This window comes from Schaedlerella arabinosiphila, assembly GCF_003885045.1.
GTDB lineage: Bacteria > Bacillota > Clostridia > Lachnospirales > Lachnospiraceae > Schaedlerella > Schaedlerella arabinosiphila.
On record NZ_RHJS01000002.1, the window covers coordinates 1,455,416 to 1,472,015 of the forward strand.

17 protein-coding genes are annotated in these 16,600 nt (G+C 51.6%); 16 read left to right on the plus strand and 1 reads right to left on the minus strand.

Going from position 1 to position 16,600, the window contains the following annotated elements:
• Nucleotides 1–14: 14 nt before the first annotated feature.
• Together EBB54_RS07280 and EBB54_RS07285 are read left to right on the plus strand one after the other, a co-directional pair.
• Nucleotides 15–1,337: an ATP-binding protein gene (locus EBB54_RS07280; RefSeq protein WP_125126932.1), complete on the plus strand. Its 1,323-nt coding sequence runs from the start codon at nt 15–17 to the stop codon at nt 1,335–1,337.
• Nucleotide 1,338: 1 nt separating this feature from the next.
• Nucleotides 1,339–2,166: a DUF6612 family protein gene (locus EBB54_RS07285; protein ID WP_125126933.1), complete on the plus strand. Its 828-nt coding sequence runs from the start codon at nt 1,339–1,341 to the stop codon at nt 2,164–2,166.
• 183 nt (nt 2,167–2,349) lie between these two features.
• On the opposite strand, the gene EBB54_RS07290 is transcribed toward EBB54_RS07285, so the two are convergent.
• A complete protein-coding gene (locus EBB54_RS07290) occupies nt 2,350–4,083 on the minus strand; it encodes an Rqc2 family fibronectin-binding protein (RefSeq protein ID WP_125126934.1) in 1,734 nt (577 codons plus the stop codon).
• Nucleotides 4,084–4,585: 502 nt separating this feature from the next.
• On the opposite strand from EBB54_RS07290, the gene EBB54_RS07295 reads away from it, so the two are divergent.
• From EBB54_RS07295 to EBB54_RS07360, 14 genes are all read left to right on the plus strand, one after another.
• Nucleotides 4,586–5,134, plus strand: a complete 549-nt coding sequence (locus EBB54_RS07295) for a biotin transporter BioY (RefSeq protein ID WP_125126935.1) — start codon at nt 4,586–4,588, stop codon at nt 5,132–5,134.
• Nucleotides 5,125–5,529: a DUF1284 domain-containing protein gene (locus EBB54_RS07300; RefSeq protein ID WP_125126936.1), complete on the plus strand. Its 405-nt coding sequence runs from the start codon at nt 5,125–5,127 to the stop codon at nt 5,527–5,529. Before EBB54_RS07295 ends, EBB54_RS07300 begins: the two co-directional genes overlap by 10 nt.
• 109 nt (nt 5,530–5,638) lie before the next feature.
• Nucleotides 5,639–6,859 (plus strand): ABC transporter substrate-binding protein, encoded by a 1,221-nt coding sequence (locus EBB54_RS07305; RefSeq protein WP_004068405.1) that lies wholly within the window; start codon nt 5,639–5,641, stop codon nt 6,857–6,859.
• Nucleotides 6,860–7,176: 317 nt separating this feature from the next.
• Nucleotides 7,177–8,061, plus strand: coding sequence for a branched-chain amino acid ABC transporter permease (locus EBB54_RS07310; protein WP_125126937.1), 885 nt, complete (start codon nt 7,177–7,179; stop codon nt 8,059–8,061).
• An 18-nt stretch (nt 8,062–8,079) separates the two neighbouring features.
• Nucleotides 8,080–9,138, plus strand: coding sequence for a branched-chain amino acid ABC transporter permease (locus EBB54_RS07315; RefSeq protein ID WP_125130658.1), 1,059 nt, complete (start codon nt 8,080–8,082; stop codon nt 9,136–9,138).
• Between the two features lie 3 nt (nt 9,139–9,141).
• On the plus strand, nt 9,142–9,900 hold the full coding sequence (locus EBB54_RS07320) for an ABC transporter ATP-binding protein (protein ID WP_125126938.1): 759 nt from the start codon (nt 9,142–9,144) through the stop codon (nt 9,898–9,900).
• Nucleotides 9,901–9,911: 11 nt separating this feature from the next.
• Nucleotides 9,912–10,622: an ABC transporter ATP-binding protein gene (locus EBB54_RS07325; RefSeq protein ID WP_004068398.1), complete on the plus strand. Its 711-nt coding sequence runs from the start codon at nt 9,912–9,914 to the stop codon at nt 10,620–10,622.
• 114 nt (nt 10,623–10,736) lie between these two features.
• Complete coding sequence (locus EBB54_RS07330; RefSeq protein ID WP_004068396.1) at nt 10,737–11,357, plus strand: cytidylate kinase-like family protein; 621 nt, start codon at nt 10,737–10,739, stop codon at nt 11,355–11,357.
• 13 nt (nt 11,358–11,370) lie between these two features.
• Nucleotides 11,371–11,943 carry a DNA-3-methyladenine glycosylase I gene (locus tag EBB54_RS07335; RefSeq protein WP_125126939.1) on the plus strand — a complete coding sequence of 191 codons (573 nt, stop codon included), beginning with the start codon at nt 11,371–11,373 and terminating at the stop codon, nt 11,941–11,943.
• 75 nt (nt 11,944–12,018) lie between these two features.
• Nucleotides 12,019–12,597: a TetR/AcrR family transcriptional regulator gene (locus tag EBB54_RS07340; RefSeq protein ID WP_004068393.1), complete on the plus strand. Its 579-nt coding sequence runs from the start codon at nt 12,019–12,021 to the stop codon at nt 12,595–12,597.
• 97 nt (nt 12,598–12,694) lie between these two features.
• Complete coding sequence (gene ilvB / locus EBB54_RS07345; RefSeq protein WP_125126940.1) at nt 12,695–14,431, plus strand: biosynthetic-type acetolactate synthase large subunit; 1,737 nt, start codon at nt 12,695–12,697, stop codon at nt 14,429–14,431.
• An 86-nt stretch (nt 14,432–14,517) separates the two neighbouring features.
• Complete coding sequence (locus tag EBB54_RS07350) at nt 14,518–14,760, plus strand: type II toxin-antitoxin system Phd/YefM family antitoxin (RefSeq protein WP_125126941.1); 243 nt, start codon at nt 14,518–14,520, stop codon at nt 14,758–14,760.
• A complete protein-coding gene (locus EBB54_RS07355; protein ID WP_330554411.1) occupies nt 14,757–15,017 on the plus strand; it encodes a type II toxin-antitoxin system death-on-curing family toxin in 261 nt (86 codons plus the stop codon). Before EBB54_RS07350 ends, EBB54_RS07355 begins: the two co-directional genes overlap by 4 nt.
• A gap of 280 nt (nt 15,018–15,297) precedes the next feature.
• Nucleotides 15,298–16,590: an alpha-L-fucosidase gene (locus EBB54_RS07360; RefSeq protein WP_279229991.1), complete on the plus strand. Its 1,293-nt coding sequence runs from the start codon at nt 15,298–15,300 to the stop codon at nt 16,588–16,590.
• The last annotated feature ends 10 nt before the right edge of the window (nt 16,591–16,600 follow it).

Here is a 16,600-nt window from a genome sequence, read left to right on the forward strand (position 1 = left end):
TGGGGAAAAAGAAGATGCGTACGAATGAACTGATGCTCTATAGAAACATGGAACATGGGGATATCCTGCTGGATATGACCTTTTTGATGGAGAATTATGAGAACGAATATTATAACCGGGAGGATCTGCAGAGCCTTCTGTTCGAGTGTGTCAATGAACTGCTGGAGATCGCGGTGCGGCACGGGTTTGAGGGAAATCTGTGGCATGCTTACCTGACCTTCCTTCTGGCCAACCACGAGAACGCCTACAGTACGTCCTGCGAGATCGTAGGGCAGGTTGGGGGCAGCATCAACCAGATCGTGCTTCACGATTTTGAGGTGCTCAAAGAGCTGTTTGACTTTGATTTCGGGCCGATGCAGAAGGCGCTGGACGCGGAGTGCTTTGCCATCCTGCTGGATTACCAGAATGAGGATGCCGCAGGCAAGGTGTTCAACAAACGAATCCGGGATCGGATCTGCGGCCTGAGCAGGTCCTTAGGGAAGGCGGCCGGGGCGGAGGAGTTTGGGGACTGCCTGACCCGGTTTTATCAGGAATTTGGGGTTGGAAAGCTGGGGCTTCACAAGGCGTTCCGGGTGGAGCATCCCGAAGGGGAGGCGGCGCGGATCGTTCCCATTTCCAACATCGCCCATGTCCGCCTGGACGACCTGGTGGGCTATGAGACCGCCAAGAAAAAGCTGATCGACAACACCCGGGCATTTGTGGAGGGGCGAAGGGCCAACAACTGCCTGCTCTACGGGGACGCGGGAACGGGAAAATCTTCTTCCATCAAAGCGATTCTGAATATGTATTACGGGCAGGGGCTTCGGATGATCGAGCTTTACAAGCACCAGTTCCGGGATCTCAACGATGTGATCGCGCAGATCAAGAACCGGAACTACAAATTCATCATCTATATGGACGACCTGTCTTTCGAGGAATTTGAGACAGAATATAAATATCTCAAGGCTGTGATCGAGGGCGGCCTGGAGAAGAAGCCGGAAAATGTGCTGATCTATGCCACTTCCAACCGCAGGCATCTGATCCGCGAGACCTTCCGGGACAAGGCGGACCGGGACGAAGAGCTGCATACCAACGATACGGTGCAGGAAAAGCTTTCCCTGGTAGCCAGGTTCGGCGTCACGATCTACTACGGTTCCCCGGATAAAAAGGAATTTCAGGAGATCGTCAGGACACTGGCCCGGACAAACGGGATCGACATGCCGGAGGAGACGCTGCTTTTGGAGGCCAACCGGTGGGAGCTGAGCCACGGAGGGCTTTCCGGAAGGACGGCACAGCAGTTTATCGATTATTTATCCGGAACAGACGCGGGAAATCATGTGAAAGGAAGCAAAGTATAATATGGTACGGGAATGGAAATCTGTATGGAAACGGGCCGGATGCCTTGCTCTGCTGCTCTTGTCCATGTGCGTGCTGACGGCATGCAAAGAAAAGCTGACTCCTCATACGCTGATGGAGTCAATGTCGCAAAATATGTCCGGGATCACCTCTTTTGCAAACAAGGTGAAGCTGGATATCGAACTGGAGGACGTACTGTATACCACGTCGGTTTCCATGGATATCAGCCTAGAAAGTACGTCGGACCCGAAAGCGGGACATGCCCTGGGACGCGCCCATGTCAAGATGCGCGGGGCGGAGTTGGAAAGCGTCCTGGAGGTCTACCAGGTGATGGAGGGAGGCCGCCGGGCAACATACAGCAGCCTGGACAACAACTGGAGCAAGGAGGTGTCGGAGCAGACGAAGGGGTCCGTCATCACCATCGACGACAGTTTATTTGCCAAGATGTCGGATTCTGTGGATGATTTTCACATTGCAGAGGGCACGGTGGACGTCAACGGCCAGGAATGCTATCAGATGTACGGGGAAGTCACCGGGGAGAACCTCCAGGGGCTTCTCGGGGGGCAGATGCTCAACGCCTACGGCCTGGTGAAGCTGCCCGACGAGAACGCGGTCTCGGAGCTGGTGATCCCCATTACCTTCAATATTTATAAGGAAAAGATGCTTCCGGCCAGGATCGTGGTGGATATGTCGGAGGCTATGAACGGGCTGTACGACCAGTTTGAGAAGACGACGAATGTCAACTCCTACAGCATCAAGCTGGATTTTGACAAATACGGGGAAGTGGAAGAGATCCGGGTGCCCGAGGAGGTCAAGGCGGCAGCCGGGTGAGCTCTGGTGGGGCAGCGGTTTTTGGCAGGCCGCTCTTTTCAGAGGCCGCTCACCTGTATCGCAATAAAGGGTATACAAGCGGGCTGGAGAATTGCAGCGGTACAATTAGAAACATGCGCCGAAACGGCATGGATCAAATGTCGTTTCAGCGCATGTTTCTATGTGGATTTCAGCGTCTGTTTTTTACCGGATTTCCTGAATCCCGCTGATATCGCTGTCAATGACCAGGGAGTAGTTTGTGTAATAGACCACAAATCCAGGCTTTCCGCCCTTTGGCTTTTTCACATGCTTTTTCTCCACATAGTCGATCTCCACCTTTTCCACACCCCGCATACTGGAATAATAGGCGGCCAGCCGTCCCGCCTCCTCAAAGGTACGATCCGGCAGCTCGTCCCCGTTTGTCTTGACGATGACATGGGAGCCGGGGGCCTGCTTGGCGTGGAACCACCAGTCATTGCCGACGGCAAAATCAAAGGTGAGCTGGTCGTTCTGAAAATTATTTTTTCCCACATACATATGGTAGCCGTCGCTGGAAACAAAATGCAGGGGCGTGTTTTTGATCTTCACCTTTTTCTTGGAATACTTGCGCCGCATCAACCCGGAGGAGATCAGCTCCTCCTTGATCTCCCCAAGGTCATCCTCGCTCATGGCAATATCCAGGGAGGTGCGGATGGATTCCAGGTAGGTGATCTCCTCACGTGTCTCCTGGATCAGGCGGGAGAGCGCCTCATAGGTTCGTTTCAGCTTGTTGTATTTTTCGAAATAGCGCTGGGAATTTTCCTGCGCCGTCTTGGTGGAATCCAACGGAATGGAGACCATTTCATTGTTGTAGTAATTCAGGGCGTCAAGCTTCTTCGCCCCCTCTTCCAGGTTGTACCCGTAGGTATTGATGAGTTCCCCGTAGACTTTGAACTTGTCCCGGTTTTCCGTGTCCTTAAGCTGCCGCATCTGCAGGTCGTATTTTTTCCGGTTCCGCTCCAAGGCGGTCTGGAGGATATGCCGCAGGTCCGTGGACTTCTGCCGAATCCGGGTGATGGTGTTTTTCAGCGCATAGTAGGTCTCAAGCACCTGGGAAATGGAATCAAATTCCACCCGCTCCCATCCCTTCTGGGGCAGCGGCAGGGAGGAAAATTCCTTGGGTTCCTTCCCTTCATAATAAATGGCAGGAGAGAATTTCTGCTCTCTTACGCCGGAAAAATAAATGTCAAACTGGTTGTATACATGCCGCAGGACGTCCTCTGAAAATGCCGAGGCCGGAAGGCCGGAATCCACCTGGGCGATGGAGCAGACCGCCTCCGCCGTCACCGGGCTGACCCCGGTAAAGCTGGTGTAGATGGCCTTTGCTAAGGGCACAGGCTTTGCGGTGAGGGCCCGGGAAAAGACTTCGAAATCCGCGGACAGCGGGTCCTCCTTCTCCATGGTATCCGGAATGAAATAGGGCCGTCCGGGGAGCACCTCCCGGACAGAACTCATCTGGGCGGACACATGCTTGATGCTGTCGATGATGGCGCCCTCTTCGGTGCAGAAGATGATGTTGCTGTGCTTGCCCATGATCTCCACGACCAGATCCTTTCGGCACAGGTCGCCCAGCTCGTCTAAATGCTCGATGGTAAAGCGGATGATCCGCTCAAGCTTGGGCTGGCAGATCTCCACGATCCGCCCGTTTGCAATGTGCTTGCGCAAAAGCATGCAGAAATTGGGAGCAGTCATGGGGCTGGTCTTGTTGGTCTCTGTCAGATAGACCAGCGGCAGGGACGCGCTGGCCGACAGGTAGAGACGCCTCTGTCCTGCGGGCGTCTTGATGGTCAGCAGCAGTTCGTCTGCCTCAGGCTGCGCGATCTTGGCGATTCGCCCGCCAAGGAGCTGTTCTTTTAATTCGTGGACCAGGTTCGCCACGACGATTCCGTCAAAAGCCATAATGTATTCCTCACTTTCTGTTTGAAGTGCAGAGTAGAAGCAAAAAACTCCTTTAAAATCTGTTTTTTGTTTATGAATGAAAAGTCTATTAATTATTTGCATAAGTACCTTAGCAAAATTTTTTATGTGTTCACCAATCGACACTATACCATCTCTCTTGCAGGATATAGCATAGCATATTTACATTAAAAAAAATAGTAGCAAAACTTACTGAATAAAATTTTTCAACTTTCATTGGCATTTGGGAAGCTTTAGGATTTGAAGAAAATTCAAAATTTTCAAGTAGGAGCCAAAAGATGATTCGATCAGTTTTGCAAGGCAGAAACAGGGAGTTTTCTGTATCTGATCCTGGAGTATTGTTGTACAAATGTTAACTAAAGTTTTAAAATAGTTGACAATCTACGCATATGCCTTTATACTGAAAAAGGATTCACTTGTTTACTTGTAGAAGAAGGATACAGTGAAATCACGAATACATATGAGATTTCAGGGGGCATCTATTATGCAAAATTCGAAAATTTCCGTTCAGGACATATGCAGCATCGCCATTATGACCGCGATTACAGCGGTCATGGCGCAGATTTCCATTCCCATGCCGATGGGCGTGCCGCTTACCATGCAGACCTTTGCCGTGACTTTGTCAGGGATCGTCCTTGGGGCAAGGAGGGGAGCCATCTCCATGATAATCTATGTGCTTTTAGGGGCAGTCGGCGTTCCGGTGCTGGCCGGTTTCAGCGGCGGTTTCCAGCACTTCATCGGGCCGACCGGGGGATTTTTGTTATCCTTCCCGGTTATGGCGTACCTGATCGGCGTGGGAACAAAGCTGAGAAAACAGAAAGGGATGTTCCTGCTGTTTCTGATTTTCGGAACGGCTGCCAATTATGCCGTCGGCGTGCTGATGTTCTGCATTCTGATGAAAGCATCCTTCTGGACGGGATTTACGGCCTGTGTGCTGCCCTTCCTTCCTACCGCGGTGATCAAAGCGGCTGCGGCCTCCGTACTGGGATTGAAGCTGCAGGTTCGATTGGGGGAGGTAATGCAATGGACTTAAGACCTCACCACCTCCTCTGTACCCAGGGGTATTCCGGAAAAGGATACAGCAGCGAATTTGTGGAAAATATGAACCAAATCACCCGGAAGCTGCGAAGCAGAGAGCCGGTAAAGGTCCGTCTGACATGCTCCACTGATGATTTGTGCGCCAAATGTCCCAATATGCTGGGAACAGACCTGTGCAGCACCAACGACAAGGTAAAACGGTTTGACCGGAAAGTGATGGAATATTTTCATCTGGAAGAGAAGGAGTATATATATCAGGAGCTTGTGGAAAAAATCAGGGAAGAAATGACGCCCCAGATGCTCTCAGATATCTGCGACGGATGCAGCTGGTATCCGGTCAGCGCGTGCAGGGAGAAAATTCTGGGGGAGAAGTGGAAAGCAGAGGGATGACAGCCTCTGCTTTTTTTAGATAAAATACTTGACAAAACCCCGAATCCACGATATGATTTTTGAGAAAAGAAGAACAGAGCGTACTCTGTTATTTGGGAGGAAAGATGATATGAGAAATTGGAAAAGATTTTTATCAGCCGCAGTCGTGACAGCTATGACGGTTGGAATGCTTGCCGGATGCGGCAGCAACGGCGGCAGTGACAGCAACAACAGCGGCGGAAGCAGCAACAGCAGCGAGAGCACCAGCGATGCCGGAAGCGGCGACGCGGTCATCAAGATCGGCGGGATCGGACCGACCACAGGCGGGGCGGCAATCTACGGCGAAGCGGTTAAGAACGGCGCGGAGCTGGCAGTCAATGAGATCAATGCGGACGGCGGCATAGGCGGCGTTCAGATCGAATTTAATTTCCAGGATGATGAGAATGACGCGGAGAAGGCAGTCAATGCTTACAACACCCTGAAGGACTGGGGCATGCAGGCGCTGCTCGGAACCGTTACCTCCGCTCCCTGTGTGGCGGTAGGCGACGTGGCGCAGGGGGACAACATGTTCCTTCTGACACCTTCAGGAACCGCGGTAGAGTGCGTACAGTATGACAATGCGTTCCGTGTATGCTTCTCTGACCCGATGCAGGGACTGGAGTCCGCAAAGTATATCGGAGAGAATAAGCTGGCATCCAAGGTGGCGGTGATCTATGACAGCTCTGACGTTTACTCCACAGGGATTTACCAGGCATTTGCGGCAGAGGCGAAAAACCAGGGACTGGAACTGGTAGCGACAGAGGCGTTTACGGCAGAGAGCAAGACCGACTTCTCCGTACAGCTCCAGAAGGCAAAGGACGCAGGTGCAGAACTGGTATTCCTGCCGTTCTACTATTCCGAGGCTGCGCTGGTGCTTCAGCAGGCAGCGGGCATCAACTATGAGCCCATCTTCTTCGGATGCGACGGTATGGACGGTATCCTGGGTGTAGACGGATTTGATGCGGACATGGCACAGGATCTGATGTTTTTGAGCCCCTTTACACCGACTTCTGAGGAAGAAGCGATCAAGACCTTTGTGACGGATTTCAAGGAAGCTTACGGCGGAACACCGAACCAGTTTGCTGCAGACGCATATGACGGAATCTATGCCATCAAGGCGGCAATGGAAAAAGCGGGCGTGACGGCAGACATGAGCCCGGCCGATATCTGCGACGCCATGAAGACAGCCATGACAGAGATCACCATCGACGGCGTGACAGCCAAGTCACTCACATGGGAAGCAAGCGGCGAGCCCAGCAAAGAGCCTATGGTTGTGAAGATTGCAGACGGAGATTATGCGGTAGTAGAATAATGCATTCCGCCTGTAGGGCTGGAAAAATTTAGTTAGAGGCTATGGAAACGTATCTGAGAAGGTACCGGACAGATGTTTGTATGTAATAATAGAGGGTTATCTTTCGGGATAGCCTTCTATTTGTATCATTTCTGTCTGATCCACAGCGATGTAAGAATAAGCAGACGGATCGGGAAGAGTAGGAATGGTGTGCTTATTCTTATGTGGCTGTGGATCAGGTCCCCGCTGCTAAAAGCAGTGTTTCAGGGGCTGCGGGCGTACCTGTGGCAGTATCAAACAGATCAAGATAAAAAAATGAGAGACAGGTGGACGGATATATGAGTTTTATATCGTATTTGGTGAATGGTATCAGCCTGGGAAGCGTATATGCGATCATTGCGCTGGGCTACACGATGGTATATGGTATCGCGAAGATGCTGAATTTTGCGCACGGCGATGTCATTATGATCGGCGCTTATGTGGTATTGACCGCCATGACCGGCGCAGGGCTTCCTCCTGCAGCAGCGGTATTAGCGGCAGTTGTATTCTGCACGGTATTGGGAATGCTGATCGAGCGGGTGGCGTACAAGCCCCTGCGTAACGCGGCTTCCCCGCTGGCGGTTTTGATCACGGCGATCGGCGTCAGTTATCTGCTGCAGAACCTGGCGCTTCTGATCTTCGGAGCAAACACAAAATCTTTTACCTCGGTGGTTCCGATTCCGCCTCTGGTGCTTGCAGGGGGCGATCTGACCATTTCCGGGGAGACCATCATGACCATCGGGGCGTGTATCGTGATCATGATCGGCCTGACCTTATTTATCAACCGCTCCAAGGCAGGACAGGCCATGCGGGCGGTGTCCGAGGATAAAGGGGCGGCCCAGCTCATGGGAATCAATGTGAACGGAACCATTGCCCTGACCTTTGCCATCGGTTCCGCGCTTGCGGCCATCGCAGGCGTCCTGCTCTGTTCGGCCTATCCGACCCTGACTCCGTACACCGGGGCCATGCCCGGTATCAAGGCGTTTGTGGCGGCGGTATTCGGCGGGATCGGCTCCATTCCGGGAGCCATGATCGGGGGGATCTTGCTTGGCATCATTGAAATCTTCGGAAAAGCATACATTTCCTCCCAGATGGCGGATGCTATCGTATTCGGCGTGCTGATCGTGGTGCTCCTTGTGAAGCCTGCCGGAATCCTCGGCAAGAATATTCAGGAGAAAGTGTAGGGGGAGGGGATGAAAAAGATGAATAAAATTACAAGAAATAATCTGATCACATATGTGCTGGTGATCGTCCTTTATATCATCGTGCAGGCCATGATCATGTCGGGCAGCCTTTCCAGTTTGATGCAGGGGCTGTTAGTACCCCTGTGCGCCTATGTGATCCTGGCGGTTTCCCTGAACCTGACTGTGGGGATTCTCGGAGAACTGAGCCTGGGGCATGCCGGATTCATGTGCGTGGGCGCCTTTTTCAGCGCCTTTTTCTCCAAATGTACGGCTGCGTCGATTCCGGCTGCGGGTGTGCGGTACTTTATCGCCCTGCTGATCGGGGCGGCAGCGGCGGGGATCTGCGGCATTCTCATCGGAATCCCGGTACTTCGCCTGAAAGGGGACTACCTGGCCATCGTGACCCTGGCCTTCGGCGAGATCATCAAAAATATCATGAATATCCTGTTTGTAGGCAGAGACGCCAACGGATTTCATTTTTCCACGAAGGACGTGATGGCGCTGAATATGGAGCCTGACGGGGTGGTCATCATCAACGGTCCCCAGGGGATCACAGGAACTCCCAAGGATTCCACATTTACGGTGGGAGTGCTTCTGATCCTGCTGACGTTGTTTATCGTGCTGAACCTGATCCATTCCCGGAGCGGGCGCGCCATCATGTCGATTCGGGACAACCGGATTGCGGCGGAGTCCATCGGGATCAATGTGACCAAATACAAACTCATGGCATTTTCCATTTCCGCGGCGCTGGCCGGGGTGGCGGGCGTGATCTATGCCCACAACCTGGCGACTTTGACCGCCCAGCCGAAAAACTTCGGATACAACATGTCCATCATGATCCTGGTATTCGTAGTGCTGGGAGGCATCGGAAATATCCGGGGTTCCATCATTGCGGCCATTGTGCTTACGCTGCTTCCGGAATTGCTGCGGAGCTTAAGCGACTACCGGATGCTGATCTATGCGGTGGTTCTGATCGTGATGATGCTCTTCAACTGGAGCCCGAAGGCCATCGAGTGGCGGGAAAAATACACGGAAAAATTCCGTTCCAAGAAAAAAGCAAAGGCAGAGGAGGTTTGAGAAATGGCATTACTGGAAGTGAAAAATCTGGGAATCTCCTTTGGCGGACTGCGGGCGGTGAATGAATTTCACCTGCACATCGAGAAGGGCTGTCTCTACGGCCTGATCGGTCCCAACGGCGCGGGAAAGACCACGGTCTTCAACCTGCTGACCGGGGTATACAGGCCCAATGAAGGGATCATTACGCTGGACGGGGAACCGATCATCGGGAAAAAGACCATTGAGATCAACAAAGCAGGCATTGCAAGGACATTTCAGAATATCCGTCTGTTCAAGGATCTGACCGTATTGGACAATGTCAAGGCGGGCCTGCACAATCATTGCAAATATTCCACCGTGGAGGGGATTTTGCGCCTTCCCAGATATTTTAAGGTGGAGAAGGAAATGGACGAAAAAGCCATGGAGCTTTTGAAGGTCTTTGATCTGGATCAGGAGGCACGGACACTGGCATCCAACCTTCCCTACGGAAAGCAGAGGAAGCTGGAGATCACCCGGGCGCTGGCGACAAAGCCCAAGCTGCTGCTTCTGGACGAGCCTGCGGCGGGTATGAATCCCAATGAGACGAAGGAACTGATGGAAACGATCCGTTTCGTACGGGATACCTTTGACATGACGATCCTTTTGATCGAACACGACATGAAGCTGGTGTCCGGGATCTGTGAGGAGCTGACGGTGTTAAACTTCGGCCAGGTGCTGGCAGAGGGAAAGACCGGCGACGTGCTGAACAATCCGGAAGTCATCAAGGCATATCTGGGAGAATAGGGGGTGATATCATGGCAATGCTTGAAATAAAAGATATCGAAGTATTTTACGGCGTGATCCAGGCCATCAAGGGGATTTCCTTTGAGGTCAATGAAGGCGAGGTCATCGCCCTGATCGGCGCCAACGGAGCGGGAAAGACGACGATCCTGCACACCATCACCGGCCTGCTGTCTCCGAAAAAAGGTTCTGTGGTCTTTGAGGGAAAGGATATCACGAAGGTTCCGGCTCACAAGATCGTGTCCCTGGGAATGGCCCATGTGCCGGAGGGACGGCGCGTGTTTGCGGAGCTATCGGTCTACCAGAATCTGAAAATGGGGGCCTATACGAGAAAGGACAAGGCGGAGATCGCCCAGACTTTGGAAATGGTCTACAAGCGGTTTCCTCGTCTGGAGGAGCGGAAAAACCAGCTTGCCGGGACTTTGAGCGGCGGGGAGCAGCAGATGCTGGCTATGGGCCGGGCGCTGATGTCCCATCCGAAGATCATCGTGATGGACGAGCCCTCCATGGGATTGTCCCCGATCCTGGTGAATGAGATCTTTGATATCATCCAGGAGGTCAGCGCAGGCGGGACCACCGTGCTGCTGGTAGAGCAGAACGCGAAGAAGGCATTATCCATCGCGGACCGGGCCTATGTGCTGGAGACCGGAAAGATCGTCCTGGACGGGGATGCGAAGGAGCTGATGAACGACGATTCCATCAAGAAGGCATATCTGGGAGAATAAAACGGTGAAAGGGAATGGATAAAATAACAGGACGCTGTCTGCATTTGAAAATGGTTTTGACGGGATTCGATGCATGACAGCGTTTTTTTGGCAGAAGAGAGGAGGACTGCGGAGATGGAACATATTGTAGTAACGATCGCAAGGCAGTACGGAAGCGGCGGAAAGACCGTGGGGGAAATGTACGCAAAAGAGCTGGGGATTCCCTGCTATGGGATGAACCTTCTGAAAATGGCTTCGGAGGAGAGCGGCATCAATGAACAGCTTTTCATGCAGTTTGACGAAAAGCTGCGGAATAACCTGCTGCTGCGCATGACGACAGATCTCTACGACGGGCAGGTCATCCCGCCGGGGCACAAGGATTTTGTATCCGCTAAAAATCTGTTCAACTGGCAGGCGGAGGTCATCAAGCGGCTTGCGAAAAGTGAGACCTGCGTGATCATCGGGCGCGCGGCGGATTATGTACTGAAGGACTATCCCAACGTGGTCAGCGTATTTGTCCATGCGTCGCCGGAATTTAATCTGGCCCGGGCCATGGAACGCAACAGCATGACAACGGCGGAGATGGAGAAATTCATTGCATCCACGGATAAGTACCGTTCCGATTTTTATAAGCACTATACCGGCAGGGAGTGGACAGACGCAAGGAACTATGACCTGTGCCTGAACAGTGGAAAGCTGGGATTTGAGAAATGCGTGGAAGAGATAAAGGCGTATATCAAGGTGAGATTTGAATAAAAGGAATGCGGCTATGCAGTGGAGTGATGGAAAGATAAGATGCCGTTGGGCCAATCCCAACAATGAAACGTACATTCATTACCATGACGAAGAGTGGGGCGTTCCCGTATATGACGACCGGAAATTATTCGAGATGCTGATCCTGGAATCGTTCCAGGCCGGGCTCTCCTGGGAATGCGTACTGAATAAGCAGGAGGCTTTTCGGGAAGCCTTCGACGGATTTGATCTGGAGAAGGTATGTGCATATACGGAACAGGATTTTGAGCGGCTGCAGGAAAATCCGGGCATCATCCGCAACAAGCGGAAGATCCGTGCCACAGCGGCCAATGCAAAAGTATTCCGGGAGATCCGGCAGGAATACGGGAGTTTTTCGGACTATCTCTGGCACTGGACGGATGGGAAGGTCATCTACGAAAAAGGGCTCGCATCCTCAGAGCTTTCGGACCGGGTGTCAAAGGACCTAAAAAAGCGGGGGATGACCTTTGTCGGGACAACGATCATTTATGCGTACCTGCAGGCCGTTGGAGTGATTTACTCCCATGAGGATGGATGTTTTTTAGAGCATCGTGAGGACAGCGGGAAGTGACGCTTGTTTTTCAGCTTGAAAATTCCTTCAAAAGCGTGTAAAATGAAAGCAATTACTTGCATGGAGGTGGCAGATTTGGATGACACAAGCCAGAAAATCATTGACGCGGCAATGCATTGTATCCGGGAAAAGGGATACGCTGCGACCACGACCAGAGAGATTGCCGGGCGTGCAGGCGTAAATGAATGTACACTGTTCCGCAAGTTCAAAAGCAAAAAGGAGATCATTCTACAGGGGGTCAGTCAGGCGGAGTGGAGGGCCAATATCACACCGGATGCATTTTCGCGTGTGGAATGGGACCTGCAGGCAGATCTGGAAATGTTTCTGAGAACGTATATGGACCGGATGACGGCTGATTTTGTCAAATTGTCCATCGGACTGCGTGCGCCCCAGATCTATGAGGAGACGGCGCCCCATATTATGAAGGTTCCGCAGGTGTTTCTCACTGCGCTTACGGATTATCTGAACAGAATGTGTGAAAAGGGGAAGGTTCCCGAGCAGGACTTTGGTTCCCTTGCCCTGACCATATTTTCTACGGCATTTGGATATACATTTCTGAATGCGTCCTTTGGAAAAAAGCTGACGGATGTAGAAAAAGAAGACTACATAAAAAACAGCGTGCAGGTCTTGATCAATGGAATCATGCATGGATGAAATTCGGCACTGACTGACAGTGCCGAAAAAAATAAACTTTATGCAAGCAAGTACATGCATTCATAAGACGAAAGTAAGAGAAGTGGAGGAATGGAATATGCAGATTACAGGTGCGGATTTATTTGTCAAAGCATTAAAAGAGGAGCAGGTCAGAACGTTATTTGCATACCCGGGCGGGCAGGCAATCGACCTTTTTGACGCCCTCTACAAGGAACAGGATATGGAAGTGATCCTGCCCCGCCATGAGCAGGGGCTGATCCACGCGGCGGACGGGTATGCCCGTTCTACCGGCAGGGTGGGGGTCTGCCTGGTGACCAGCGGGCCGGGGGCAGCCAACCTGGTGACCGGGATTGCGACGGCCAATTACGACAGTGTTCCGCTGGTATGCTTTACCGGCCAGGTGCCCCGAAACCTGATCGGAAAGGATGCCTTTCAGGAGGTGGACATTGTAGGGATTACACGGAGCATCACAAAATATGCTGTCACAGTGCAGAAGCGGGAGGATATGGCATACGTCATCCAAGAAGCATTTTACGCCGCAAAAACCGGAAAGCCCGGGGTCGCGGTGGTGGATCTGCCCAAGGATATCCAGAGGGCATTTGGAAGCGGCATCTATCCGGCTGAAACTGCGGCCAGGGAGGAGCGGCCGGATCTTGGGAAAGATCAGGGACGGTTGGATCAGGCGGCCGCACTGTTGGCCCGCGCCCGCAGACCTGTGTTCCTGATCGGAGGCGGCGTCAGGATTGCCGGGGCACAGAAGGAAATGCTGCGGCTTGCGGAGCAAACAGGCGTCCCGGTGGTAACGACAATCATGGGAAAAGGGGCCATTCCCACCTCAAGCAGCCTGTACGCAGGCAACATCGGAATCCACGGAAGCTATGCCGCCAATATGGCGGTCAGCGGATGCGACGTTCTTTTTGCAATCGGGACAAGGTTTAATGACCGTATCACAGGCAGCCCGGAAACATTCGCGGGCAATGCGGCAATCGTCCACATTGATATTGAACCGGCTTCTATTTCCAGAAATATTGCTGCGGATGTGCCGATTGTGGCAGACGCGAGGGATGCGATCCATATCCTGCTTCAAAAAGCAGAGCCTTTGGAGATCGGGGAGTGGAGGGAGGAGATCCGCAGATGGAAGGCAGAATATCCGATTGATATGGGACATTTTGGACTGACCCCTCAGAGGGTGATCCAGGCCATCAATGATCTCTTTTCGGAGGCGGTGATTGTCACCGATGTGGGGCAGAACCAGTTATGGACCACCCAGTTTCTTGCGCTTAATGAAAGGAAGCAGATGCTGACCTCGGGCGGTCTGGGAACGATGGGTTACGGATTGCCTGCCGGGATCGGCGCCAAGATCGGGAATCCCCGGAAACCGGTTGTGGTTGTGACCGGTGACGGCGGCATGCAGATGAACATTCAGGAACTGGCGACAGCCGTAGTCTATGAACTGCCGATTATCATCTGCATACTCAACAACGGATATTTGGGAAATGTGAGACAGTGGCAGGAACTGTTTTACGGCAGACGATATTCGTCCACATGTATGCGTTACCGGAAAAGCTGTCCGTCCGCCTGTGAACGGCCGGGAGAAAACTGCCCGGACTATACCCCGGACTTTGTAAGACTGGCACAAAGCTATGGGGCGAAGGGCATTCGGGTGACGGAAAGCGACGCAGTGGAGGATGCTTTGCGAAGCGCAAAACAGAACGAGAAAGGTCCGGTGGTGATCGAATTTATCATAGACCGGGAGGCAAATGTCATGCCCATTGTCCCGCCAGGAAAGCCGCTGTATGAGATGATCACCGGGAAGGAGAACCTTTGGAGATAGTGTAAAAAAGAGAACTATAGGGTTGAAATAGGTTGAATTTATACTATAAATTAAATATAATAAAACTATCAAAGGAGGTGTAAGCGATGACAATAAATACAAATACAATGGTTTCTATTACGGAAGCAAATCAGAATTTTTCAAAAGTAGCAAGATTAGTGGATGAGCATGGAACGGCTGTTATTTTGAAAAACAATGTACCAAGATACCTTGTCGTAGATTTTAGCAAAGCAGATTATGATGCTGTTGCATCAAATGAAGATGTATTGACCATATCGAAACGATTGATTGAGAAGAATAAGGAATCTTATGAGGTGCTTGCAAAGTGATAAAGCTGACAAAAGAACAAATTCTGTTACTTCACACTCACTTAATACAGACTACCGGAGGAAGTGATGGGATTAGGGATGTGGGTCTGCTTGAGTCTGCATTAGAAAGTCCATTCCAATCTTACGGAGGAGAGGAATTATATCCAAGCATACAGGCAAAAGCAGCAAGACTTTGTTATGGATTAGTTAAAAATCATGCAATGATAGATGGCAACAAAAGAATCGGGTGCCATGCCATGTTAGTTTTTTGGCATTAAATGGTTATGAGATGGTATATACCCAGAAAGAATTATCAGATTTAATATTAGATGTAGCAGAAGATAGGAAGCAACAGAAAGATATTTTACATTGGTTGCTGGTGCATCAGATGTAAGTAAAACTTTTTAAAATAGTTGAAAAAAAGGGACATGAGTGTGTCATTGAGAACCATGTAAAAAATGTTTGAGCAGAATTGTGCTGTGAATAGTAACCAGAAGTGATCTGTCTCTCCAATTCCGCGATTGACATTTTCACACAGATGTAGGATAATAAAATCACATCAAAAGTAAAACGTTTCGCGAAACAAAAAAAAGGAGAGACAAAAAAATGCAAGACACAAAACAGCAGTGGTTTAAGGAGGCCAAGTTCGGCCTGTTCATTCACTGGGGGCTGTATGCGCTCCTGGCCGGAGAGTACAACGGGAAAAAGACGGACCGGATCGCAGAGTGGATCATGAACGACCTGGATATCCCGGCAGAAGAGTATGAGAAGCTGGCCGCACAGTTCAATCCGGTGGAATTTGACGCGGATGGGATCGTGCGCAAGGCAAAGGAGTGGGGGATGAAGTACATTGTATTTACCTCCAAGCACCACGAAGGCTTTGCCATGTGGGATTCCAAGTGCAGCGACTACAATGTGGTAAAGGCGACTCCTTACGGCAGGGATATCGTAAGGCAGTTCCGTGAAGCCTGCGACAGGCACGGCATGAAGCTCGGCTTTTACTATTCCCAGGCCCAGGACTGGCACGACCCGGACGGCTACATGCACAGAAAGGACAACTCCGGAAAGAACTACCGTGCATATCTGGAGCGGAAGTGTTTCCCGCAGCTTCGGGAACTGCTGACAGAGTACGGGGAGGTTGCGCTGATCTGGTTTGATACCCCCATGGGCACGACCAGGGAAGAGAGCCAGGAGATGGTGGATCTGGTGAAGAGACTGCAGCCGAACTGCATCGTCAGCGGACGGATCGGCAATGGGCTGGGAGAGTATATGACGACGGGGGACAACTTTATCCCGCGCCTGCCCTATGAAGGGGACTGGGAAGTTCCGGCAACGCTGAATGATACATGGGGCTTCAATAAGGACGACCACAACTGGAAAGATGCGGAGGAGATCATCCATCTCCTGGTAAAGATCAACAGCAGGGGCGGAAATTATCTGCTCAACATCGGGCCGGAGGCTTCCGGGCATGTGCCGGAGGAAAGCATAAAGATACTGGATGAAGTGGGGAAGTATGTCAATGAGAATGAAGAAGCCATTTTCGGTACCAAGCGGGTCGGGATCTATGCCTATGAGCTGGATTGGGGCATGCTGACCCGGAAGGACCATAAGCTCTATGTCCATGTATTCAAACCGAGAAGGCGGGTGGAGCTTCTGAACATCGGAAACCGGATTACAGGCGCCTATCTAGTAGCGGATAAGAGGCCGCTGGAATTTGAGACCGGAGCGACCTGTGAAGGCTGCAGCTCCATCGAGGTGGAAGTTCCGGAGGAATATTTTGACAGGAAAAATTACAGCATCTGTCTGGAAATGGAAGAGGAAGAGCCGATTTTTGAACCCATTATCGGATAGGGCGGGACGT